23 protein-coding genes are annotated in these 22,762 nt (G+C 73.8%); 12 read left to right on the top strand and 11 right to left on the bottom strand.

Going from position 1 to position 22,762, the window contains the following annotated elements; genetic code table 11:
• Positions 1 to 9 precede the first annotated feature (9 nt).
• Together ACFWVC_RS13325 and ACFWVC_RS13320 are read right to left on the bottom strand one after the other, a co-directional pair.
• Complete coding sequence (locus ACFWVC_RS13325; protein WP_384283628.1) at positions 10 to 516, bottom strand: MarR family winged helix-turn-helix transcriptional regulator; 507 nt, start codon at positions 514 to 516, stop codon at positions 10 to 12.
• Between the two features lie 171 nt (positions 517 to 687).
• Complete coding sequence (locus tag ACFWVC_RS13320; protein WP_384283625.1) at positions 688 to 1,944, bottom strand: citrate/2-methylcitrate synthase; 1,257 nt, start codon at positions 1,942 to 1,944, stop codon at positions 688 to 690.
• 101 nt (positions 1,945 to 2,045) lie between these two features.
• Between ACFWVC_RS13320 and ACFWVC_RS13315 the strand changes: the two genes are divergently transcribed.
• Both ACFWVC_RS13315 and ACFWVC_RS13310 read left to right on the top strand, forming a co-directional pair.
• Positions 2,046 to 3,200: a citrate synthase gene (locus ACFWVC_RS13315; protein ID WP_384283739.1), complete on the top strand. Its 1,155-nt coding sequence runs from the start codon at positions 2,046 to 2,048 to the stop codon at positions 3,198 to 3,200.
• A gap of 107 nt (positions 3,201 to 3,307) precedes the next feature.
• A complete protein-coding gene (locus ACFWVC_RS13310) occupies positions 3,308 to 3,733 on the top strand; it encodes a molybdopterin-binding protein (protein WP_384283621.1) in 426 nt (141 codons plus the stop codon).
• On the opposite strand, the gene ACFWVC_RS13305 is transcribed toward ACFWVC_RS13310, so the two are convergent.
• The 3 genes from ACFWVC_RS13305 to paaK form a co-directional block, all read right to left on the bottom strand.
• Positions 3,730 to 4,857: a hypothetical protein gene (locus ACFWVC_RS13305; RefSeq protein ID WP_384283619.1), complete on the bottom strand. Its 1,128-nt coding sequence runs from the start codon at positions 4,855 to 4,857 to the stop codon at positions 3,730 to 3,732. The genes ACFWVC_RS13310 and ACFWVC_RS13305 overlap by 4 nt on opposite strands.
• Before the next feature lie 22 nt (positions 4,858 to 4,879).
• A complete protein-coding gene (locus tag ACFWVC_RS13300; RefSeq protein WP_384283616.1) occupies positions 4,880 to 5,821 on the bottom strand; it encodes a YbhN family protein in 942 nt (313 codons plus the stop codon).
• Positions 5,822 to 5,980: 159 nt separating this feature from the next.
• Entirely contained in the window at positions 5,981 to 7,273 is a 1,293-nt protein-coding gene (gene paaK / locus ACFWVC_RS13295) for a phenylacetate--CoA ligase PaaK (RefSeq protein WP_384283737.1), read from the bottom strand.
• A 261-nt stretch (positions 7,274 to 7,534) separates the two neighbouring features.
• On the opposite strand from paaK, the gene ACFWVC_RS13290 reads away from it, so the two are divergent.
• The 3 genes from ACFWVC_RS13290 (at position 7,535) to ACFWVC_RS13280 (ending at position 10,088) form a co-directional block, all read left to right on the top strand.
• Positions 7,535 to 8,488, top strand: a complete 954-nt coding sequence (locus ACFWVC_RS13290; RefSeq protein WP_384283614.1) for a zinc-binding alcohol dehydrogenase family protein — start codon at positions 7,535 to 7,537, stop codon at positions 8,486 to 8,488.
• A 110-nt stretch (positions 8,489 to 8,598) separates the two neighbouring features.
• Positions 8,599 to 9,501 (top strand): zinc metalloprotease HtpX, encoded by a 903-nt coding sequence (gene htpX / locus ACFWVC_RS13285; protein ID WP_384283611.1) that lies wholly within the window; start codon positions 8,599 to 8,601, stop codon positions 9,499 to 9,501.
• A complete protein-coding gene (locus ACFWVC_RS13280) occupies positions 9,501 to 10,088 on the top strand; it encodes a hypothetical protein (protein WP_384283608.1) in 588 nt (195 codons plus the stop codon). Before htpX ends, ACFWVC_RS13280 begins: the two co-directional genes overlap by 1 nt.
• Before the next feature lie 50 nt (positions 10,089 to 10,138).
• Here the strand turns inward: ACFWVC_RS13280 and ACFWVC_RS13275 are convergent, their stop codons facing one another.
• Together ACFWVC_RS13275 and ACFWVC_RS13270 are read right to left on the bottom strand one after the other, a co-directional pair.
• A complete protein-coding gene (locus ACFWVC_RS13275; RefSeq protein ID WP_384283606.1) occupies positions 10,139 to 11,380 on the bottom strand; it encodes a phosphodiester glycosidase family protein in 1,242 nt (413 codons plus the stop codon).
• A gap of 168 nt (positions 11,381 to 11,548) precedes the next feature.
• Positions 11,549 to 11,962, bottom strand: coding sequence for a PaaI family thioesterase (locus ACFWVC_RS13270; RefSeq protein WP_384283603.1), 414 nt, complete (start codon positions 11,960 to 11,962; stop codon positions 11,549 to 11,551).
• A gap of 153 nt (positions 11,963 to 12,115) precedes the next feature.
• On the opposite strand from ACFWVC_RS13270, the gene ACFWVC_RS13265 reads away from it, so the two are divergent.
• The 3 genes from ACFWVC_RS13265 to ACFWVC_RS13255 are packed head-to-tail and all read left to right on the top strand — an operon-like array spanning position 12,116 to position 14,878.
• A complete protein-coding gene (locus ACFWVC_RS13265) occupies positions 12,116 to 12,442 on the top strand; it encodes an ArsR/SmtB family transcription factor (protein ID WP_384283599.1) in 327 nt (108 codons plus the stop codon).
• Entirely contained in the window at positions 12,439 to 13,347 is a 909-nt protein-coding gene (locus ACFWVC_RS13260; RefSeq protein ID WP_384283596.1) for an SRPBCC family protein, read from the top strand. The genes ACFWVC_RS13265 and ACFWVC_RS13260 overlap by 4 nt, the downstream gene beginning before the upstream one ends.
• Positions 13,348 to 13,351: 4 nt before the next feature.
• Positions 13,352 to 14,878, top strand: a complete 1,527-nt coding sequence (locus ACFWVC_RS13255; RefSeq protein WP_384283592.1) for an acyl-CoA synthetase — start codon at positions 13,352 to 13,354, stop codon at positions 14,876 to 14,878.
• A gap of 29 nt (positions 14,879 to 14,907) precedes the next feature.
• Here the strand turns inward: ACFWVC_RS13255 and ACFWVC_RS13250 are convergent, their stop codons facing one another.
• Positions 14,908 to 15,774, bottom strand: a complete 867-nt coding sequence (locus ACFWVC_RS13250; RefSeq protein ID WP_384283590.1) for a helix-turn-helix domain-containing protein — start codon at positions 15,772 to 15,774, stop codon at positions 14,908 to 14,910.
• A gap of 134 nt (positions 15,775 to 15,908) precedes the next feature.
• On the opposite strand from ACFWVC_RS13250, the gene ACFWVC_RS13245 reads away from it, so the two are divergent.
• Genes ACFWVC_RS13245 through ACFWVC_RS13235 form a run of 3 tightly spaced genes read left to right on the top strand, consistent with a single transcriptional unit; the run spans position 15,909 to position 18,511 of the window.
• A complete protein-coding gene (locus ACFWVC_RS13245) occupies positions 15,909 to 16,316 on the top strand; it encodes an ATP-binding protein (RefSeq protein ID WP_384283588.1) in 408 nt (135 codons plus the stop codon).
• 9 nt (positions 16,317 to 16,325) lie between these two features.
• A complete protein-coding gene (locus tag ACFWVC_RS13240) occupies positions 16,326 to 17,609 on the top strand; it encodes a VWA domain-containing protein (RefSeq protein WP_384283582.1) in 1,284 nt (427 codons plus the stop codon).
• The gene (locus ACFWVC_RS13235) at positions 17,609 to 18,511 is read left to right on the top strand and encodes a hypothetical protein (protein WP_384283577.1); all 903 of its coding nucleotides are present in this window, start codon (positions 17,609 to 17,611) and stop codon (positions 18,509 to 18,511) included. The genes ACFWVC_RS13240 and ACFWVC_RS13235 overlap by 1 nt, the downstream gene beginning before the upstream one ends.
• Before the next feature lie 76 nt (positions 18,512 to 18,587).
• On the opposite strand, the gene ACFWVC_RS13230 is transcribed toward ACFWVC_RS13235, so the two are convergent.
• Genes ACFWVC_RS13230 through ACFWVC_RS13220 form a run of 3 tightly spaced genes read right to left on the bottom strand, consistent with a single transcriptional unit; the run spans position 18,588 to position 21,478 of the window.
• On the bottom strand, positions 18,588 to 19,025 hold the full coding sequence (locus tag ACFWVC_RS13230) for an ankyrin repeat domain-containing protein (protein WP_384283573.1): 438 nt from the start codon (positions 19,023 to 19,025) through the stop codon (positions 18,588 to 18,590).
• A gap of 9 nt (positions 19,026 to 19,034) precedes the next feature.
• Entirely contained in the window at positions 19,035 to 20,135 is a 1,101-nt protein-coding gene (locus ACFWVC_RS13225; RefSeq protein WP_384283570.1) for a WD40/YVTN/BNR-like repeat-containing protein, read from the bottom strand.
• Positions 20,132 to 21,478, bottom strand: coding sequence for a hypothetical protein (locus ACFWVC_RS13220; protein ID WP_384283564.1), 1,347 nt, complete (start codon positions 21,476 to 21,478; stop codon positions 20,132 to 20,134). Before ACFWVC_RS13220 ends, ACFWVC_RS13225 begins: the two co-directional genes overlap by 4 nt.
• Before the next feature lie 284 nt (positions 21,479 to 21,762).
• Here ACFWVC_RS13220 and ACFWVC_RS13215 point away from each other — a divergent pair, with 284 nt between their 5' ends.
• On the top strand, positions 21,763 to 22,719 hold the full coding sequence (locus ACFWVC_RS13215; RefSeq protein WP_384283561.1) for a hypothetical protein: 957 nt from the start codon (positions 21,763 to 21,765) through the stop codon (positions 22,717 to 22,719).
• The last annotated feature ends 43 nt before the right edge of the window (positions 22,720 to 22,762 follow it).

Raw genomic sequence — 22,762 nt, 5'->3', positions numbered from 1 at the left:
GTTCCGAGCCTACTGGCGTGGCTGCCTCGCGCGGCGCACAGGACGGGGGGAATCCATGGTGGTGGCCAGATGCCCGCCGACCAGGCGCTGCAACGCGGCGACGAACACCGCCCGCTCGGCGTCCGGAAGGGCCTCCAGGACCTCTCCGTGCACCCGCGCGGTGATCTGCTGCCCGCGGGCGACCAGCGCGCAGCCGGCGTCGGTGACCGTGATGATCCGGGCCCGGCGGTCGGTGGGGGAGGGGTGCCGCTCGGCGAGACCGGCCCGCTCCAACTCGTCCACGGTGACGACCATCGTGGTCTTGTCCTGCTGCGAGACCTCCGCGAGCTGTGCCTGCGTCATGAGGCCGGGCTGCGCGTGCAGGAGCACGCAGTAACCGCGCGGGCTGAGGCCGATCTCGCCGAGGGCGGTGGCCAGGCGGTTGGTGAGTGCGTGGCTGGCGTGCTGCAGCAGGCCGGTGAGGTCGGGCACGGCGGGCGCGGCGGGCGCGGCGGGCGCGGAGGCCTGTGAGGTCATGATCCCGATTCTAGCCAACCGCTCCCCAACGGGATGGTTCGCGGCGCGGATGATTCGGCGGTCCAATCGTTCGGCAGGGCGGCGTGTCGGCTTCACCCCGACCGAACGGCCCGGCACGCGCCAAGTCCCCATTCCCTGAGGAACTTCACGAGCCGTGCCAACGGTTCACCGCTACGGCACCGGACGGGGCGGGCGGGGACCCACGTAGTGGCCGCTGGGGCGCATGCGGAGGGGGCTTTCCTCGTACTCCTCCAGGGCGTGGGCGATCCAGCCCGCCGTGCGGGCGACGGAGAACACGGTCTCGCCGGCCTCGGGACGCATGCCGCAGGAGACGGAGAGTACGGCCAGCGCGAGGTCGACGTTGGCGTGCAGGGGAGTGTCACGGGACGCGGTGGCGACGACCTCGCGGGCGGCGCCGAGGGCCGGGGCGGCGTGGGGCACGTCCTGGAGCAGCCGGAACAGCATGGCCGCGCGCGGGTCCTCGCGCGGGTAGAGGCGGTGCCCGAGCCCCGGCACGCTCCGCCCTGTGCGCAGGTGGCCGGCGACGACGACGGCCGCGCTGCCCTGCTCCAGCACCTCCGCGAGCATGCGGTGGGCCAGTCCGCTCGCGGCGCCGTGCAGCGGGCCGTCGAGGGCGCCGAGGCCCGCCGAGACGACCGCGTACGGGTGTGCGCGGGCGGAGGCGGCGACGCGTACGGCGAGAGTGGAGGCGGCCAGGTCGTGGTCGATCAGGAGGACGAGGGCCGCGTCCAGGACACGCAGTGAGGCCTCGTCGGCCGGCCGGGCGGTCAGCCGCGACCACAGCCGCCAGGCCAGCGGTCCCTCTCCGCGATGCTCCTGCCCGGCCGCGGGGAGCGCGTCGACCAGGACGGGGATCAGCGTGCGCCCCACCCCCACCACCGCCTCGGGGGCGAGGTCGAAGCGCAGCGGATCGGCGGCCGCCATGGCGACCGCGGCCGCGCGCAGCCGGTCCATCGCGGCGCTGTGGCCGGGCAGCGCGGCCACCGCCCGGCGGGCGGCGGCAAGGGCCTCCCGCGGTGCGGTGAACCGGGTGCCCGGGGTCATCTCCCCGGTCCACAGCCAGTCCGCGGCCTCCTCGAAGCGGTGCCGCTCGGCGAGCGCGGTGGCGTCGACCCCGCGGAACCAGCAGTGGTCGCCGTCGATGAGCGTGATGCCGGTCCGTACGGCGCCCACACCCGTAGCGTTTCCGGTCCCACCCGCGGCCCCGTCGCCGGAATGCCGCTGCGCGGGGCGGCGCGTGCGGTGGACCAGTGCGTCGACCTCCCGGGCGTCGAAGGTGCTGCCCCGTCCGTCCGGTGCGCGACGGCTGTCGAGCAGGCCGCGGCTGACGTAGGCGTACACCGTCTCGGGCTTCACGCCGAGCCGTTCGGCTGCCTGCCGAGTGGTGAGCCGTTCGTCGGTCGTCATGACTCCATCCCATCACATGTTGATTCAATCAATATTGACGTGCATTGAATCAATAGTGGATGGTCGAGTCACGTTCGAAGGAGGACACCACCGTGACCGTCATGCCAGTCACCCCCGACGCGCCCCGCGTACCCCGCGGCCTGAAGGGCGTCGTCGTCACCGAGACCGCGCTCGGCGACGTCCGCGGCACCGAGGGCTTCTACCACTACCGCCAGTACTCGGCCGTGGAACTCGCCCGGAGCCGCACCTTCGAGGACGTCTGGCATCTGATGCTGCTGGGCGCGCTCCCCGACGCCGCCGGACGTGCCGCCTTCGCCGCCCGCGTCGCGCCGCTGCGCCGGCTGCCGCGTGACATCCGGGACGCGCTGCCCGCCATCGCCCGCTCCGGCGCGCTCAGCGGACCGCTGGCCGGGCTGCGCACCGCGCTCTCCCTGCTGGGCGCCGCCGCGGGCTTCCGCCCGCTGTACGACATCGACGCCGAACGGCGGCTGACCGACGCCCTGGCCGCGAGCGCCGCCGTGCCGACCCTGCTCACCGCCCTGTACCGGCTCGGGCAGGGACTGGAGCCGGTCGAGCCCCGCGACGACCTGCCCTTCGCCGCCAACTACCTCCACATGCTCACCGGGCGGGAGCCCGACCCGGTGCGCGCGCGGGCGATCGAGCGGTATCTGATCTCCACGGTCGACCACGGCTTCAACGCGTCCACCTTCACCGGCCGCGTCATCGCCTCCACCGGCGCCGACCTCGCCGCCTGTCTCGTCGGCGCCGTGGGGGCGCTGTCCGGCCCGCTCCACGGCGGCGCGCCGAGCCGCGCGCTGGACACGCTCGACGCGATCGGCACCCCGGACCGCATCGACCCCTGGATCCGCGAACGGGTCCTCGCCGGCGACCGCATCATGGGCTTCGGCCACCCCGTCTACCGCACGGAGGACCCCCGCTCCCGCATGCTGCAGGAGATCGCCCGCGACTTCGGCGGTCCGCTGGTCGACTTCGCGCTCCAGGTCGAGGCCCGTGTCGAGGCGATCCTCGCCGAGCTCAAACCGGGCCGCGAGCTCCACACCAATGTCGAGTTCTACGCGGGCGTCGTCATGGAACTGTGCGGCCTCCCGCGGGAGATGTTCACCCCGACCTTCGCCTGCGCCCGCGTCGTCGGCTGGTCGGCGAACATCCTCGAACAGGCGGAGGACAGCAAGATCATCCGTCCGGCGGCGCGCTACGTCGGCCCGGTACCGCCGCAGCCCGTTCCGGCGGCCTGACGCGGAACGGCGCCGGCGGCCCCGCGTGCCCCGGGCGCACCTCCGCCCGGGGCCCGCGCGCGGGTCGTTCCCCGCGGCGGGCGCCGGGCGGGCTTACGGTGCGGCACATGGCACTGAGCATCCGCAACCAGATCGACGGGAAGGCCGACTCGGTGGTCACCGGCGAGGTCATGGCCGTGGTCACCGTCCACCTCGACGGCGGCGGCCCCGCCTTCACCGCCGCCGTGACCGCCGAGGCCGTCCGTGAACTCGGCATCATTCCCGGCGGTGGTGTGACCGTCCTGATCAAGGCGACGGAGATCTCCCTCGCCACGCCGCCGCTGCCCGGCGGCCTGACCATCCGCAACCGCATCCCCGGCACCGTGACCGCGGTGACGGAGGGCCAGGCGATGGCGACGGTGCGGGTGGGGTTCGCGGGTGATCGCGAGCTCACCGCGGTGATCACCCGCGAGGCCCTGGACGAACTCGGCCTCTCCGAGGGCGCCGAGGTCGTCGCCCTGGTGAAGTCGACCGATGTCGCCTTGTCGACCTAAGCCATGCTGGGGCCGGGGCCGGGGCCGGCGCCGGAAGCGGGGCCGGCCGGCCGGCGGTCGACCGGGGTGATCGGCATCATCGTCTCTTCCAGAGTGCGGCGCGGACCGGACCAGGGCGCCGGGACCGCGTCGAAGAGGTACGCGAAGCGATAGGCGAGCTCTTCGTAGTTGACCCGCCAGCCGCGGAAGTGCGGCCAGGCCTCCTCCGGGGTGCGCTCCAGCGGGTAGCCGTTCGCGGCGGCGTGCGCGACGGCCGCCGCGAAGTCCTCGTAGGTCAGCCGGATCGGCGCCTCCGGCGAGGGGTCCGGGTCGTACTTGACCCGCCAGATGTCGCCGATGTCGCGCAGGCACACGTACCCCGCCCGCAGGGCCAGCCGCGCCTCGGCCTGGGGCCGGCCGGGGTTGAGGGCGAGCTGCATGGCGGCGGCGTCCATCACCGCGAGGAGGGCGACCAGCCAGTTGCGGTTCGGCTGCGGCGAACGGAAGCGGCTCAGCACTATGTAACTGGTGTGGCTCTCGCTGACCTCGGCCGCCCAGCGCTCCCAGTTGCGGAACATCTCCGCCAGGCTGTCGGTCACACCGATCTGGGCGTAGCGGGCCAGGATCTCCGGTCCCCAGGGCGGGGTGCCCGCCCGGGCCTGCAGCAGGGTCACCTCGGCCTCGCGGCGGGAGTAGGCGGCGTACAGCGTCGGCAGGTAACCGATCTGCAGGCCGATGGTGATCGGCCCGGTCGCGGCGGCGCAGAAGTCGATGACGGTCAGGTCCACGTGGTGGCTGCTGGCGAAGCCGAGCGTGAACAGCGAGGAGCCGGCTTCCCGCAGTGCCTCCAGCGTGCCGAGGTCGCTCACGGAGGCCTGCAGCAACGCGTACCCGGCCCAGAACGCGATCAGCCAGCTGATCAGGTTGAACAGGATGGACACGGCCGCCACCGGGGCGAGCACGCGGTCCTTGGCCTCGGGCGTGCGGCAGCGGTCGGCGACGAACTGGAACGGGACGTGGACCACGGCGTGGACCGCGCGCGTGAAGCCGGATCTGGTCGGCCTGGGAATGACCAGGGTGCGCAGGACCGAGGAGAACGTCCCCCCGACGATCAGCGCACCGAGCAGGCCGTAAAGGACACGCACTGGTCTTCCTCCCGGGGATGGCTCACAGCACCCGCCGGCGGACGAGGGCCGCGAGCACCAGCACACCGGGCAGCAACGGCAACCATACGGTGACGATCCGGTACGCGAGCACCGCGGAGGTCGCCGCCACTCCGGTCGCCCCGGCCGTGACCAGTGCCAGGGCCAGCGCGACGTCCAGCGAACCGAGTCCGCCGGGCGTCGGCAGCAGTGCCGCGGCCGCGCTCCCGGCGAGGTACGCCAGGGCGACGTGCCCGGCCGGCACCGGCGCGTGCAGGGCCCGGACGACCGCCACGAGCACCGTCGCGTGCATCACGGGGAAGGCCAGCGAACCGGTCCACAACGCCGCCGCGCGCGAGGAACTGCCGTGCACGGCGCGGACGTCGGAGACGACCGTGCCGAGGAAGGAGGTGAGCAGGCGCCGGATCTGGCGGACCGACAGCAGGACCGCCAGCACGGCGAACAGCGCCGCGCCGGCTGCCAGGGCGAGCGCGTGGTGGGCCCGCGGGGGGACCACCTTGTGCAGGTCGAGCGCGTGCGGGAAGACCGCCAGCAAGGCCGCGAGCAGCCCCACGCGCACCACGCAGGCGGCCAGTGCCCGTACCGCGAGCGCTGCCGCCGAACGGCTGGGGGACAGGCCGCAGCGCAGGAGGAAGCGCAGGTTGACGGCGTTGCCGCCGACGCCGGCCGGCAGGATGTGGTTGACCGCGGAGGCCGCGAACTGTGTGGCCAGCAGCCGCCCCGCCGGGAGTTGTTCGAGCACCGCGCCCTGCTGCGCGGCGGCCGAGCACACCCAGGCCAGCAGGGTCGCCGCGCCCGCCGCGAGCAGCCACTCGCGGTCGGCGGAGCCCAGCCGGTCGGTGCCGGCGCCGACGGTCGGCCACTCGCGCAGCACGACGACGGCGACCAGCAGCAGCGGCACCACGGCGAGGATCTGACGCACTGGGATGCGCCGCACCATGCTCATACGCCCTTCCGGTTGGCGCGGTCGCCCGCGTCGCCGTGAGGCGCTCCCCTCGCCTTGCCCCGGCCGTACCTGTGCCCGACCATACGTGGCCGGGACCCGCACCGTTCAGCCGCCGGGCCGATGAGCTCGGTGCGATGACGTGCGCGCGGCGCCCCCGCGCTACCGCGCGCGCTCGTCCACGACGCGGCGTATCTTCCCGACGGAGCGCTCCAGGGTCTCGGGGTCGGTGATCTCCACGGCCACCGTGACGCCGACGGCCTCCTTCACGCCGCGCCCGATGGCCTCGGCCGCCGCCGCGCGCGCCTGTGCGTCGGCGTCGGGACGGGCCTCGGCGCGCACCGTGAGCTCGTCGAGCCGTCCGGTGCGGGTCAGGCGCAGCTGGAAGTGCGGGGCGACGCCCGCGGTGCGCAGCACGATCTCCTCGACCTGGGTGGGGAAGAGATTGACACCGCGCAGGATGATCATGTCGTCGCAGCGCCCGGTGATCTTCTCCATCCGCCGGAAGGCGGGCCGGGCCGTGCCGGGCAGCAGTCTGGTGAGGTCGCGCGTGCGGTAACGGATGACCGGCATGGCCTCCTTGGTGAGCGAGGTGAAGACCAGCTCGCCGCTGTCGCCGGCGGGCACGACCTCGTCGGTGACCGGGTCCACGATCTCCGGGAGGAAGTGGTCCTCCCAGATGTGCAGGCCGTCCTTGGCCTCCACGCACTCCTGCGCCACCCCGGGGCCGATCACCTCCGACAGGCCGTAGATGTCCACCGCGTCGATACCGGCCCGCTCCTCGATCTCCTGTCGCATCGCCTCCGTCCACGGCTCGGCGCCGAAGACGCCGACGCGCAGTGAGGTGGAGCGCGGATCGACGCCCTGGCGCTCGAACTCGTCGAGCAGGGTGAGCATGTAGGACGGCGTCACCATGATGATCTCGGGGCGAAGGTCCTGGATGAGCCGCACCTGCCGCGCGGTCATGCCGCCGGAGGCCGGGATCACGGTGCATCCCAGCCGCTCCGCCCCGTAGTGCGCTCCCAGACCGCCGGTGAACAGGCCGTACCCGTAGGCGATGTGCACCTTGTCGCCCGGCCGGGCGCCGGCGGCCCGCAGGGACCGGGCCACCACGTCGGACCAGGTCTCCAGGTCCCGCTCGGTGTACCCGACGACGGTCGGCAGGCCGGTGGTGCCGCTGGACGCGTGGATCCGGCGGATCCGCGACTCCGGGACGGCGAACATGCCGTACGGGTACTGATCCCGCAGATCGGCCTTCGTGGTGCAGGGGAAACGGGCCAGGTCCGCCAGTGTGCGGCAGTCCTCGGGGCGGACGCCGGCCTTGTCGAAGGACGACCGGTAGAACGCCACGTTGTCGTACGCGTGCCGCAGGGTGCCCTGAAGGCGCCGCAGCTGCACGGCCTCCAGCTCCTGCCGGGTCATCCGCTCGGCCGCGTCCAGAAACCCTTCGCCCATGGCGCCCATGGCCCCCACCCTTCCCAACCGATCGTTCGGTAGCCTCCGGCGGGACCAGTAATCCATCATCCGGGCCGTGCGTCAAGACACCTGCCGGACGCCTGTGGACAACCGGGCCGGCGGCCCCTGGCGGCACCGCTCCGGCAGGCCGGCGCGGCCGGTCCCGGCGGTTCCGCCGTGCATACATACCGACTGGTCGGTGTTCCGGGATATCGTCGTCCCGGACGACACGACGTACGTACGCAAGCGGAGGGAGTCGCGGTGCGCGCGATCCAGATCACCGAGTTCGGCGGGCCTGAGGTGCTGCGGCAGGTGGAGCTGCCCGACCCCGTGCCCGGACCCGGACAGCTCCTGGTCGAGGTCACCTCGGCGGGCGTCAACTACGCCGATACCCACATGGTCGAGAACTCCTATCTCTCCAAGGCCACCCTGCCGCTGGTCCCCGGGGCCGAGGTCGCCGGCCGCACCCCGGACGGCCGCCGCGTGGTCGCCCTGACCGACAACGGCGGCTACGCCGAGAAGGCCGTCGTCGAGGAGTTCCTCGCCCATGACATCCCCGAGGGCGTCACCGACGGGCAGGCGCTCGCCCTGGTCGTCCAGGGGCTCACCGCCTGGCACCTGCTGCGCACCTCCGCCCGGATCGCCGAGGGCGAGTCCGTCGTCGTGCACGCGGCCGCGGGCGGTACCGGCTCGCTCGCCGTCCAGCTCGCCAAGGAGTTCGGCGCGGGCCGGGTCATCGCCACCGCCTCCTCCAAGGAGAAGCGCGACCTGGCCCTCGAACTGGGCGCCGACGTCGCCCTGGACGGCGCCGCCGAGGGGCTCAAGGAGCGCCTGACCGAGGCCAACGGCGGCAAGAAGGTCGACATCGTCCTGGAGATGACCGGCGGCCCGGTCTTCGACGCCTCGCTCGCCGCGCTGGCCCCCTTCGGCCGCCTGGTCACCTACGGCCTCGCCTCCCGGGTGCCGCCCACGCCCGTGCAGGCCGCCCAGCTCATGGGCCGCTCGCGTGCGGTCGTCGGCTTCTGGCTGATGCACTGCCTGGGCCGCCCCGGCATGTACCGCGAGCCCATGGCCGAGCTGCTGGCGATGACCGCCGACGGCCGGCTGCGGCCGCAGGAGGGCGGCGTCTACCCGCTCTCCGAGGTCGCCCGGGCGCACGAGGACCTCCGGGCCCGGCGCACTTACGGCAAGCTGACGCTCGACGCGGCACGCTGATCCCGTACTCCGGCCGCGCCGTCGCGACCCCGCCGTTCGCGCCTCCGTGGAGGCACAATCGAAGCGGAGCACGACGCCGCGGCCGGCGGCCCGAGAACACGGGAGGGGCCATGGACAGGACCCGTTTCGCCCCCGACAAGGGGCTGACCACGCGCATGGTGGTCACCATGTTCATGATCGGGTTGCTGTACGTGGTCTTCGTCGGCGCACTCCTGGCCCTGCTGCGCGGTGCCTGGCCGCTGATCCTGATCGTGGCCGGCGGTTTGTTCATCGCCCAGTTCTGGTTCAGCGACCGGATCGCCGCCTTCAGCATGGGCGCCCGTGAGGTGACCCCCGAGCAGGCACCCGAGCTGCACGGCGTCGTGGACCGCATCTGCGCCCTGGCCGACATGCCCAAGCCGCGGGTCGCGATCGCCGACAGCGACGTGCCCAACGCCTTCGCCACCGGCCGCAACGAGAAGGCCGCCCTGGTGTGCGCCACCACCGGCCTGCTGCGCCGGCTGGAGCCCGACGAGCTGGAGGGCGTCATCGCCCACGAGCTCTCCCATGTGGCCCACCGGGACGTCGTGGTGATGACCATCGCGTCGTTCCTGGGCGTACTCGCCGGCATGATCACCCGGATCGGGCTGTGGGGCGGTCTCGGCCGCAGCAGCCGCGATCCCGGCACGACCATCATCGTCATCCTGATACCGCTGGTCAGCGCCATCGTGTACGCGGTCAGCTTCCTGCTCACACGGATGCTGTCGCGCTACCGCGAGCTGTCCGCCGACCGCTCCGCCGCGATGCTCACCGGGCGCCCCTCCTCGCTCGCTTCCGCGCTCACCAAGGTCACCGGTCAGATGGCGCGCATCCCGACGGAGGACCTGCGCAAGGCGCAGCCGTTCAACGCCTTCTACTTCGCGCCCGCCCTCGCCGGCGGTCAGAGCCTGGCGCAGCTGCTGTCCACGCACCCCACCCTGGAGCAGCGGCTGGCGCAGCTCGGCCGGATCTCCGCGGAACTGGGGCGGCGCTGATGGGGCTGTTCGACGCGCTGCTCGGCCGCAGCAAGCCCGTCAAGCCCGACCTGGACCAGCTTTTCGGGCTGCCTTCGGCCGCCGTGACACTGGAGGCCGGCGCCGGATTCCGGCCGACCGGGGTCGGCTCGGTGTGCTTCGCCGCCGTCGAGGGCGGCGCCTTCGCCGAGGTCCAGCAGGACGTCCGCGCACTGCTCGACCTCGACACCGGGCAGGGCGGCGTCCCCGTCGAGTCCACGCGGGACGCCTACGGCTACACCTGGCTCGTGGCGCGCCACCCCGCGGACGACATGCCGGCGCTGGTCGGCGATCTGCACGCGGTCAACTCTGCTCTGGAGAGCCACGGCTTCGGGCCGCAACTCCTCTGCTCGCTGGCCGCCTTCCGGGACGACTCCGGTCGGCCGCTGGCACTGGTCTACCTCTACAAGCGCGGCACGTTCTATCCGCTCTGCGTCCGCCCCGGCGAGCAGAAGCGGGACAACGCGCTGGAGTTGCAGGTGGCCGGCCTGCTGGGCAACGACCTGCGCGTGGAGGAGGACCTCACCCGCTGGTTCCCCCTTTGGGGCGCACCCGGCATGGGGGACTGAGGTCTCGTCGCGCCCGCACCCGTCGCGCCTGCTCCCAGGGCGGCCCGGGCTCAGCGGCGGGTCGTGAACACGCCGATGCCGTTGGCGACCGCGCGCTCCACCCCGCCGGCGGGGTGGTTGCGCACGGTGACGCGGGGCGCGCCGGGGGAGCGGGTGACCAGGGTGGAGGAGCCGCCGCCGTCGAGGTTGACGGCCGAGTCGGTGCCGAGGGCGTACATCAGGCCGGCCAGTTCACGCACCGTCAGCCCCGCGCCGCTCTCGGCATTGCCGTCCAGGGCCATCAGGTAGAGGGTCTGCCCGCCGTTGCCGACGCCCGCGGCCGTGCGGGTCGCCGCCGTGCCGTTCTCCAGTCCTGCCAGCGGGACGCGGTCGCGCAGGATCGGGTATCCCCCGACGGCGAAGCGGAAGCCGGCGTGGTGGGAGACGGGCAGCAGTCGGCTCTGCACGACCACCGGCCGGCCCGGCACGAGCGCGCGCAGGGCGCGCGCCCCGTCCTCGCGGCCGAGCAGCACGACGGTCCCCGGGGGGATCGTGCCGCGGCCCGGGGTGGTGCTCACTCTCGTGACCCGGCCGTTCCGGACGGTCACTTCGTAGGTGTCCTTGCCGCACGGATCGGCCCGGCGGACGTCGCTGCCGCAGACCGCCCGCCGGCGCGAGGCGGTGCCCCAGTCGGCGGTGTAGGCGCCGACGCCGTTCTGCGGCAGGGCGTACTGGTTGAATCCGCGCAGCGGGACGGTGCTCAGGCCGGCGCGCACCGTGCCCGTCAGGTGGAGCCGGTCGATGCGGGCCTTGCGGTCGAAGCCGACGCCGAGCACGTTCTCGGTGGAGGTGCCGGGCGGCAGCGAGGGCCCGAAGCGCTGACTCGCGGGCACCGCGGCCTTGAGCTGCCGGCCGTGCGTGACCGCCGGGCCGACCGGGGCGCCGGTCACCGGGACCCCTGGGTGCTGGGTCTCGCTCATGTGGAAGAAGTCCGCGTTGATCCCGCCCACGGCGTGCGCCGCGTCGGCCAGTCGGGACACCGTGCCGCGCGCCGCGACGGAGCCCGGGTACAGCAGGTCCACGGACAGGTCGCGGCGGCGCAGGTCCACCGTCAGCAGGTGGCCGCGCGCGATGCCGTGGGCCCCGGCGTAGCCGAACGTCCGGTAGTCCACGCCCGTTGTGAGCGTCGTGCGCGACGTGTAGCGCACGCCCTTGCCGGTGGCCGCGACCGCCCCGCCGGCACCTGCCAGCAGCGTGCCCAGCGCCAGGACCACGGAGATCGCCAGGCGTACCCGGCCCCCACGTCGGCTCATCGTCACCCCAGCTGGACGCCGTTCATCTGATGTCTGATGGGAGGTCAATCGTTTCCCGTGGGCGACATGGTGCAGGTGCACCACGCCGCGCGAGGGTGGGATCGGGGCTCCGCACGGCGAAGATCGGGTGAAGAACTGCCCCCCGTCCGCGACCGCCGGCCGGGCCGATCAGCCGGGGAAGGCGTACACAGTGGTCGCGTGGGCCGCGGGTTCCGTGGCCCCCACCGGTGTCATCTCGACGTCGATGAACCCCAGCCGCCGGCCCAGCTTGGTGACCCGGGCGGTGACGAGGACGTCCGCGTCCACGACGGCGCGCTGAAAGGTCGTCGACTGCTGGACGGTCGTCATCGGGCCGAAGCCGCCTCGTGCGGCGGACACCGCGATCACGGTCGCGGTGTCGGCGGCCGCCATCAGCGCCTGGCCGGACAGGCCGCCGCCCTCGCGGGCCAGCCGGTCCGACCACGGCAGCCGCAGGATCGCGTGGCGCTCACCGGTCTCCTCGACCGTCAGGCCCAGATCCCGCACCCAGGGGGCGAAGTTGTCGGCCAGAACCTTGTCCGCTTCGGCGGTCGTGATCGTCACGGGCGCCATTGTGCCGTTCACCTGGCGTCACCACCAGAGCGCGTACGGTCGCCTGCCGCGCCCCGCGTGCCTCCCGAGTGCACCCTGGCGGAGGTTTACTCCTCCGCTGTACATGCCGTTGCGCGTATATATCCATGGGAGTATGTTCGAAGGGTGCCCATCCCCTTTGACGTGCTCGCGGAACCCACCCGGCGTCGCATTCTGGACCTGCTCCTGGAGCGGCCCCGGCTGGTCGGCGAACTCACCGAGCAGCTGGGCCTGAGCCAGCCCGGCACCTCCAAGCACCTGAGAGTGCTGCGCGATGCCGGCCTGGTGCGGGTGCGCGCCGAGGCGCAGCGCAGGTGGTACGAGCTGCGTCCCGAGCCGCTGCGCGAGGTCGACGCCTGGCTCACCCCTTACCGCAGGCTCTGGGGCGACGGACTCGACGCGCTGGAGCGGCACTTGGACGCCATGCCCGACGAGACGGAGGAACCCCGATGACCAGCGAGAGCACCCAGACCCTGACCACCACCGCGGACGGCCGCACGGCCCTGCGCATGGTGCGCCGGCTCGCCCACCCGCCGGAGAAGGTCTGGCGGGCGCTGACCGAACCCGGGCACCTTTCGCACTGGTTCCCCTCCGACGTCGAGATGGAGCTGCGGCCCGGCGGCAAGGTGCGCTTCGTCTTCCGGCACGGCGAGATGCCCGATCTCGACGGAGAGGTCACCGAGGTCGACCCGCCCCGCGTGCTCGCCTACACCTGGGGCGACGACCTGCTGCGCTGGGAGGTGGAGCCCGCGGCCACCGGGTCCGTGCTCACCCTCACCCATACCTTCGCCGACCGTCCCGGCGCGGCCAGCTTCGCCTCCGGCTGGGACACGTGCATCGCCGGCATCGACCCCGCCCTGGACGGCCGCCCCGCGCCCCCGCCCGGGGACATCAACGCCAAGCACGAGCACTTCGTCGGGGAGTTCGGGCTGGACCGGGGGACCGTCGAACCCATCGCGGCCGCTGAAACCGTCGCGGACGACGCGGAGGGCTGGCAGGTGCGCTTCGAACGGCAGCTCACCCAGCCCGCCGCGAAGGTCTGGCGGACCCTGCTCGGCAAGGTCGTCGCCCCCGAGGTCGGCGGCACCGTGCCGAGCGGCTTCGCGGCCGGGGAGTTCGGCCACGGCCCGGTGTCCGAGGTGCGGGCGCCGGTCCTGCTGGCGTACGCCTGGGACCAGGACGGCCGGCACGGGGGCACGGTGCGCTGGGAGCTGACCGAGGGGACCGGCCACGGGGCCCGGCTGATCCTCACCCAGACCGGTTCCGCGGAGTTCGCCGGCCGGCGCTCCGCCGCCCTCGACGCCTGGCACGACCACGTCGAGGATCTCGCCAGGAGGCTGGCGGAGATGCCACGCTGACGCCATGGTGGCGACGACGCACGGCAACACGGTCGACGGAGTCCTGCGGCGCAGCGCGCGCCGCGTACCGGAGCGGACGGCGGTGCGCTTCGCCGACCGCGCCTGGACGTACCGGGAACTGGACGACGCCGTCTCCTCGGCCGCGGCCGTGCTCCTCGGCCAGGGCCTGCGGCCGGGCGACCGCGTCGCCTCCTTCGGCCACAACTCGGACGCCTACCTCCTCGGCTTCCTCGGGTGCGCGCGGGCCGGGCTGGTGCACGTGCCCGTCAACCACCACCTGGAGGGGGAGGATCTGCGCTACCTCGTGGAGCAGTCCGGCAGCGCCCTGGTTCTCACCGACCCCGCGCTCGCCGGGCGGCTGCCCGCGGGTGTGCGCACCCTCGCCCTGCGCGACACCGAGGACAGCCTGCTCGCCCGGCTGGCGGCCGCCGCGCCCGCCGACGACCTGACGCCGCCGCGCAGTGAGGACCTGGCCCAACTGCTGTACACCTCGGGCACCACGGCCCTCCCCAAGGGCGCGATGATGACGCACCGCGCCCTTGTGCACGAATACGTCAGCGCCATCGTCGCGCTGGACCTGAAGGAGACCGACCGGCCCCTGCACTCGCTGCCGCTGTACCACTCGGCGCAGATGCACGTTTTCCTGCTGCCCTACCTGGCGGTCGGCGCGGAGAACACCATTTTTGCCGCCCCCGATCCCGTGGCGGTGTTCGACGCGGTCGAGGCCGGCCGCGCCGACAGCCTCTTCGCGCCGCCCACGGTGTGGATCGCGCTCGCCAACCACCCGCAGTTTGCCACCCGTGACCTGGGGGCGCTGCGCAAGGCGTACTACGGCGCGTCGATCATGCCCGTCCCGGTACTGGAGCGGCTGCGCGGACGGCTGCCGGAGCTGGCCTTCTACAACTGCTTCGGGCAGAGCGAGATCGGGCCCCTTGCCACCGTCCTCGGGCCGGACGAGCACCTGGGCCGCATGGACTCCTGCGGCCGGCCGGTGCTGTTCGTGGAGGCGAAGGTCGTCGACGAGTCCGGCAAGGACGTTCCCGACGGCACGCCCGGCGAGGTCGTCTATCGCTCGCCGCAGTTGTGCGAGGGCTACTGGGACAAGCCGGAGGAGACCGCGGACGCCTTCCGCGACGGCTGGTTCCACTCGGGGGACCTGGCGGTGCGGGACGCGCAGGGCTACTTCACCGTCGTGGACCGCGTCAAGGACGTCATCAACTCCGGCGGGGTGCTGGTGGCGTCACGCCAGGTGGAGGACGCGCTGTACGGTCACCCCGCGGTCGCCGAGGTCGCGGTCGTCGGCCTGCCGGACGAGCGCTGGATCGAGGCGATCACCGCCGTCGTCGTGGCGCACGAGAACGTCGTCGTCACCGAGCAGGAGCTGATCGCCTTCGCGCGGGAACGTCTTGCCGGCTTCAAGACCCCCAAGCGCGTGGTGCTCGTGGACGGGCTGCCGCGCAACGCCAGCGGCAAGATCCTCAAGCGGGAGCTGCGCGACCGCTTCGCCGCCGAGCCGGCCGCGGAGGCGTAGGGCGCCGCCGCCATTGCGGCGGCGCGCGGTCAGAGCCCGGCGCGGACGTCCTGGAGGAAGTCGCGGGTGGGCCCGGCCGGCAGGGCCTGGGCGCTCATGCGGTCCAGGGCCTCGCGGAACTGGGAGACGTCCTCGCGGTCGTCGAGGTAGACGGCGCCGATCAGGCTCTCCGCGTACGCGATGTCCGGCAGTTCCGGCAGGGGGAAGCGGAAGATGTGGAAGGGGCCGTACATCGCCGGGTGCGGGCCCGAGGCGAACGGCATGACCTGGAGCCGGACCTGCGGCATGGCGCAGGCCTCGATCAGCCGGTCGACCTGGCCGCGCATCACCTCGGGGCCGCCGATGGGGCGGCGGAGCACGGTCTCGTCGATCACGACCCACAGCAGCGGCGGCTGGTCGCGGACCAGCAGCGCCTGCCGCTCCACGCGCAGCGCCACCCCGCGCTCGATCTCCTCCTGGGAGGCGTTCGGGCGCCCGGCGCGCAGCACCGCCTCGGCGTACTGCGGGGTCTGGAGCAGGCCGGGCACGTAGTGCGGTTCGTAGGCGCGGATGAGTTCGGCCTCGCCCTCCAGGCTGACGAAGGCGCTGAACCACTCGGGCAGCACGTCGCGGAAGCGGTGCCACCAGCCGGGCCGGTTGGCCTCCCGGGCCAGCTCCAGGAAGTTGGCGATCTCGGCCGGCTCGGTGACGCCGTAGGTCTGCAGCAGCTTCTCGACGTACGGGATGCGCAGACCGACTTCTGCCTTCTCGATGCGGCGGATCGTGGCGTGGGTGACATCGAGGGCGCGGGCGGCGTCCTCGTAGGAGACGCCGGCCTTCTCACGGAGGTCCTGAAGGCGCTTGCCGAGTACGACACGCAGCACGGTGGGTGCACTCGACGATCGCGCTTCGCTCACGAGAAATCCTCCAACCCCACTGATCCTGGGGAAGTTTGGCATGGTGTCAGGGCGTTGCAAAGCATGTCGGCACCGCTTTGCACATTGCAGATTGCACCTTGCCATGCATTCGGGCAGGCGCGCATAGTAGCGGAGTGGCATCCTCCCATGACGCGTTCCTCTTGGCCGCGCAAGGCGCCGCGGTCGCCGAGGCGCGACGGCGCGTCAGGGCGCGGCTGCGCGACTGGGGGGTCGCCGAGGAGATCTGCGACGATGTCGGCCTGGTGGTGTCCGAACTCTTCACCAACGCCGTGCGTCATTCCGGCGGCGAGAAGGTGGCCTGCGCCGTCCGGTTCGAACGCGGCGTGGTGCGCGTGGAGGTGGCCGACCAGGGCGTCGGGCTGACGGTACCTCAGGTACGGGTCGCTGACGTCGGCGAGGAGTGCGGACGCGGGCTGCTGCTGGTCGGGGCGGTGTCCCGTGCCTGGGGTGTGGTGACCGCCGCGGACGGGTCGGGACGTGTGGTCTGGGCCGAGTTGGGGGCCGCGACGGATCTTCCATAGGATCCGCCAATGATCATACGCAAACGGCTGGCGGCGGGACTGTGCGGTCTCGCGGCCGTGCTGGCCACCGCGCTCTTCCCGGCCGCGGCACCGGCCGCCGCGGACGACGGGCCGGAGACACCGCGCGAGGCCCCCAAGGTCGAGCTCGTCCTCGACGTGAGCGGCTCCATGCGCGCCAACGACATCGACGGCAGGTCCCGCATGTCGGCCGCCAAGCAGGCCTTCAACGAGGTCATCGACGCGGTCCCGGAGGAGGTGCAGCTCGGCATCCGCACCCTCGGGGCCAACTACCCAGGCAAGGACAAGAAGGTCGGCTGCACGGACACCGCCGCCCTCTACCCGGTCGGCTCCGTCGACCGTACGGAGGCCAAGACGGCGGTCGCCACCCTCGCCCCCACCGGCTGGACCCCGATCGGCCCCGCCCTGCAGGCCGCGGGCAAGGACCTCGCGGGCGGCAACGCCACCCGCCGGATCGTCCTCATCACCGACGGCGAGGACACCTGCCAGCCCCTCGACCCCTGCGAGGTGGCGCGGCAACTCGCCGCCGAGGGCACCCACCTGGTGGTCGACACCCTCGGCCTGGTGCCCACCACCAAGATCCGTGAACAGCTGAGCTGCATCGCCGAGGCCACCGGCGGCACCTACACCGCCGTCGACCACGCCGACCAGCTCACCGATCGCATCAAGCAACTCGTCGACCGCGCCGCGGACAACAACGTCGTCGTCACCCCGACCGCCACTGAGGGCGCCGGCTCCTGCACCGACGCCCCGCTGCTCGGCGCGGGCATCTACACCGACCGCGAGGAGTTCGCGGAGCACCGCTGGTACCGGTTGAGCGTCACCGACGGCCAGGAACTGCGCACGTCCGTCAGTGTCGGCGCCGACCGCGCCGTGAACCGCGACTACGGCGTGCTGGTGCGCGCCGTCACCACCGGCGGCCGTGAACTCGTCCGGGGCTCCGACGCGGGCAGCGGCCGCACCGACGTCATCTCCTCCGGCCTGCGCTATGCGTGGCCCGAGCGGGACGACGCGGACGCCGCCGCCGCGCGCACCGTCTGCCTGGAGGTCAGCAACTCCTTCTCCGCCGCCGACGCGGTCAAGCGCACCCCGGGCCTGCCCGTCGAGCTGAGCATCGACCTCGTGTCCTCGCCCGACCAGCCCTCCGACGTCGCCTCCTTCGGCCTGGGCCGCGGCTGGTGGCTGCTGGCCCTGCTCGCCGTCACCGGCCTGGTCGCCGGCATCCTGTGGGGCTGGATCTCGCGCTGGCGCGTCGCCGTCTGGAGGACCAACTGATGCGTACCACGCACATGATCCGCACGGCCGCGGCCGGACTCCTGCTCGGCGGGGCGCTGTTCGCGACCGGAGCGGGAACGGCCGTCGCCGACGACGCCACGCCCAGCCCGAGCGCGTCGGACACGTCGGGGACGGCGGAGACCGCCGCCGCGCCGGGAACGGGCTTCCGCACCGCCGGGCACATCGGGCAGGGCGTGACCTCCACCCCGGCCGGCGCCTCGACGGGCGACTACCTGTACTGGGTCACCCCCGCCAAGGCCGGTGAGATCCTCACGGTCTCCGCGACCGTGCAGCTCCCCGAGTCCGCCTCTCGGCACGGCGCACAGACCTGGCAGCTGGACCTCTACGACGGGCTCCGCCGCCACCAGGCGTGCACCGCGGGCAAGCCGACCGTCAACGCGGCCGCTGACGCCGCCACGGTGGAGCTCAGCTGCCGGCTGCGCACCGTCCGCGCCTGGTCGGAGGCATGGGCCAACGACCCGCTGCCGGGCGCCTATTACATCCGGCTGACCGTGGTCCGCCTGGCAGACCAGGACCTCGGTCTGCCGGTGCAGGTCCAGCTCGGCACCGCCTCCAAGGACGCTGGCGGCTCGCAGGCCGTGGACGGCGAACTGGCAGCGCCGCTCACCCCGGTGGCCAAGGCGGGCGCCACGCTCGACCCCAACGCGCAGCCCTCACCGGCCGCAACTGAGGACAGCGGAGACAGCGAGGACAGCGAGGGAACTGCCGACCCCAGCGCCTCGCCCGTCGCGGCCGGCCTCGCCGAGCCTGACGGCGGCTGGGGCGGCGGCTGGTGGTCCGACCGCTGGCTCTGGACCGCCGGCGGCGGCGTGCTCGGGGCCCTCGCGGGCGTGGCCGGGTACAACCTGACGCGCGGGCGGGGGCGCCGCCCCGTCGCGTAGCCGACGCCGACGCCGACGACGCGCCGGTCCGGGACCCCGTACAGCGGGTTCCGGACCGGCGCTTCTCATGTGCCGGCTACGGAGCCGCGGCCGGACGGGAGGACACCGCCGCGGCGAGCAGGAGTGCCGTCTCCGGATGCGGGCCCCGCTCCGCCCAGTCGAGCGGCGCACGTCCCGTGCCGTGATCCTCGCGCAGGACGGGGTCGGCACCATGGGCGAGGAGCAGACGCACCGTTCCGGCGTGCCCCCAGCAGGCGGCGGCGCACAGGGGTGTGCCCTCGTCACCGTGGCCGCTCTCGGTGTCGGGCCGGGCTCCCGCCGCCAGCAGCAGCGCCACGACGTCCGCCGCACCCTGGACCGACGCGGCGTACAGGGGCGTCGTGCCGTGCGCGTCGGGGAGTTCCGGCGAGGCCCCGCGCCGCAGGAGCCTGCGGGCGGTCCCTGCGTCCCCCAGCATCGCGGCCGTGACGAGGGCACGGCTCAGCTTCTTGCCGCGTCTGCGGTTGCGGTTCACGGACGCGGGCTACGAGCTGATGTCCGCGCCGGCCGAGCCGATTCCCAGGCGTGCGACGCGGCCCTTCTCACCCGCGGCCCAGCACCCGAGGTCCGCCGCGCAGTCGACGGTGTCGAAGGACCCGGTGTCGAACGTGCGCCACGTCCTGCCGCCGTCCAGGCTCAGATCGCTTCCCGTCGGCCCGACGGCGATCGCGGCGCGCGACGAGTACGGCAGCCACGTCACCCCCGACCGGTAGGCGGCGGGCGGCCGTTCGGACTCCGTCCACGACGCCCCGCCGTCCCCCGTCACCGCGGAGGCGTCCGGGGACGCCTGGTCCGCGCGGTAGTCGCCGCCGACCGCGAGGCCGTGCCGCGCGTCGCGGAAGGCGAGGGCGAAGACACCCTTGGCCGGATCGCCCGCCGGGAGCGTGGACGCGGCCACCGACCAGGTCAGCCCCCGGTCGCGGGAGTGCAGGACGCGCGCCGCGGAGGCCCCGCCCGTGGCCAGCCACACATCGCGCGGGCCCCGGCTCACCAGGCACTGGCCGCTCGCCGCGAACGACGCCTCGCCCGCGAGCGCGGGCGGCATGCCCGCGGAGGGCAGTACGCGCCAACTGCGACCGCCGTCCGCGGTGGACAGCACCCGGTACCGGCCGTCGACCGGGTCGCTGACCGCGAGGCCGTGCCGGGTGTCGAAGAAGGTGACGCAGTCGTAGAAGGCGCGCGGATCGGTGTTCCGGAAGGCCTCCGACCAGGTCCGCCCGCCGTCCTCGGTGCGCAGGACCCGTGACGCCTCGCCCTCGCCGATGGCCAGCACGACGGCCCGGCGCGCGTCGAACGCCTCGACGTCCCGGAACTCCAGGTCCTGGGCGCCCGGCGGGGACACGTCCGACCAGTGGCGCCCTCCGTCGACGGTCCGCAGCACCGTCCCTGCCGAGCCCGCGGCCCACGCCGTACTCCGGCTCACCGCCGCGAGTCCCCGGAACCGGGCCGTGGTCCCGGTCTCCTTGACGTCCCAGCGCGGTCCCGGCGCCGCTGCCGCCCGCGCCGGCACGGTGGTCACCGCCGCCACCGCGGCCCCGCACACCAGAGCCGCCAGAATCCGCCTCGTCGTTCCCGTCCGCTTCATGGCGCGGGACCGTAGTCCACACCGTCCCCGGGGTCCAGACCGCCTTCCGCGGCCGGCCGTCCCGGCGCCGACGTCGCCGCCAGGGCGCGTTCGGCGGCCTCCGTGGCGTGGGGGGACAGACAGGTGCGGGCCAGGCGGGCGGCGCGGGTGGCGAGGGGGCGGGCGCCGTCGAGGTCGCCGGAGAGGGCACGCGCGAGGGCGGCGTGGGCGGTGAGGAGGGCGAGGTCGCGGCGGTGCGACGGGGGCAGGAGGGGCAGGGCCTTGTCCAAGGTGCGGGCGGCCTCGCCGGGGTGGCCCAGGTCGAGCAGCGCGAGGCCGCTGTGGGCGAGGAGTTCGGCCTCGGCGTCGCCCCGGGCCGGGTCCAGCAGGCCGGCGGCCTCCTCCAGCGCCCGGCGGGCGGCCGGTTCGTCGCCCCGGCCGGCGTGGGCGCGGGCGCGGCACATCGCCAGCGTCGCGCGCACGGCCGGCGGCGGGGCGGCGGGCGCGTCCTCGGCGGCCGCCACGCCCGCGAGCGCGTCGTCGTGGCGCCCGTTGAGTACCGCCTGCAGGCTCAGTTCGGCCCAGAGGCGGGCCGCCTGGGTGGCGTCCCCGGCGGCGTGCGCGAGCCGGAGCCCGGTGAGGAAGTACCGCTGGGCGGCGCCGTGCCGGCCGGTGTCCACCGCGGCGCGGCCGCCCAGCCGGGTCAGCGCGGCGGCCGTGCGCAGGAGCCGGGCGTCGTCGGCGGCCGCGAACGGCCCCTGGCGGATCAGTTCCAGGGCGATGCGCAGGTCGGCCTCGACGCGGTGCCGCACGGCTCCGCCGCCGAGCCGCCCGTCGAGCCGGCACAGTCCGTGCAGGCCCCACTCCAGCCACGCCGTGGTCTCCACGTCGAAGTCGTCGCCGGGCGCGGCCGGTTCGGGCGCGGCGTCCGCGCGCACGGATGCCGCCCGGACCCACTCCCCGATCGCGACGCGGAACTCCGGTCCCTCCACGACCGGGTAGCCCCGAGGGTCGCGCCCACCGCTGTCGAGAAGCACCTCCAGTGCGCCCAGGGCACCCGCGCGGTCCCAGCCCAGTCCCTCCGGGAGACCTGCCAGTGCCGGTAGCCAGCCGGGCCACGGCCGCGCGTCCACGTCCCGCAGGGGCACGCCGAGCGCCCGGGCCAGCGCGCGCTGGCTGTCCCGTTCGGGCACCACGCCCCAGTGCTCCCAGCGCCAGACCTTCTCCCGCCGGGCCGCCATGGGCACGCCGAGGGCGCGCGCGTTCTCCGCCACGACCCGGGCGAGGTCCTGGTAGCTCCAGCCATGGCTCCGCCTGACGTACGCCAGGGGGTGCGACGGCGCGGGCGCGGTATCGTCCGCCACCGAATGACTCCTTCGTTCCCGCTTCGTACGTTCGAATATCAGGCGTACGCCACCTTGCGCAGCCGTTCCCACCGAACCTGTCCGTTCCGTGCCTTGATGCCCTGTTGACTGTGGTCGCGGCCGTTCAGTGGGGCGCGTGGGACTACACCGAGACAACAGGGCCGCTCTTGAAGCGGACCCCGGTGCACCGGTTGGCTGTGCGTGATCAGCTGATCACCGGACGCCGAAGGGGAAGTCCCGACCCGGGCCGGACATCACGTGTGCGCCGTGGAGGCACCCCGAGGATGACTCCTCCACCCCCGTTCGGATTCTCCCGCTCCCGGGACGAACTCCGGTTCGACCCCGCACTGGACGACGAACCCCTTGCCACCGCCCGCGCCGCCTTCGCCCAAGGGCGCTGGTCCGCCGCCCGCACCCTGCTCGCCGAGACCGGTGACGCCTGGGACCGGCGCGGTCACCGTCTCGTCGTGCTCGGCGAGGGCCGCGCGAGCAGCACGTGGGCCCGCGAGTGGCAGCTCACCGAACCGGACAGCCCCGACGCGGCCGCCCTGCTCGGTTGTTCCCTGGTCTTCCGCGCCGTCGCGGGCAAGGAGAAGCCCGAGAGCGCCCGCGAGGCCTGTCTGGCCGCCGCCGCCCTGGCCCCCGCCGATCCGACGCCCTGGCTCTGCCTGTTGATCCTGGCCCGCCACACCGGCACCGACGACGACCGGATGCGCGCCTTCGACCAGGTGCGCGGCCGCCACCGCGACCACCACCACGGCCACCAGTTGATGGCCGCCTGCCTGGCGGAGCGCCCCCAGGCCCCGGCCGACGGCAGCCAGTTCCACGAGGTCTACGAGTTCGCCGAGTGGGCCGCGGGCGACGCGCCCCAGGGGTCCCCGCTGGCCGTCCTGCCGGTCGTCGCCCACGCCGAGCTCTACCGGGCGCTGGCCGCCGCAGGCGCCGAGCCCGCCGACCCGGCGGAATCGGAGCACTGGCGCGGCTGGCGCGCCCGCCAGGCCCTCAAGCGGGCCTTCGACTGGTGGCTGGAGTGGGACGACCGCGACCATCCGCGGCTCTACCTCGACCTCAACTTCCTCGTGCACGCCCAGTACTTGCAAGGCCGCACCGCCGAGGCGGCGGCCCTGTTCAACCGTATCGGCGGCTACGCCACCCGCATCCCGTGGGCGTACCCCGACCGCGACCCCAAGAAGGCCTTCCGCGCCGCGCGCGAGGCCGTGCTCGGCCCCGGATCCCCCTAGGGACCGCCCATCGACGCACAGCACACCCACTCACCCACAAGGA

The sequence above is a fragment of the Streptomyces sp. NPDC058691 genome, assembly GCF_042714775.1.
Lineage (GTDB): Bacteria > Actinomycetota > Actinomycetes > Streptomycetales > Streptomycetaceae > Actinacidiphila.
The sequence above is the reverse complement of the archived record's forward strand: the minus strand, read 5'-3'. Positions and strand labels throughout refer to the sequence as shown.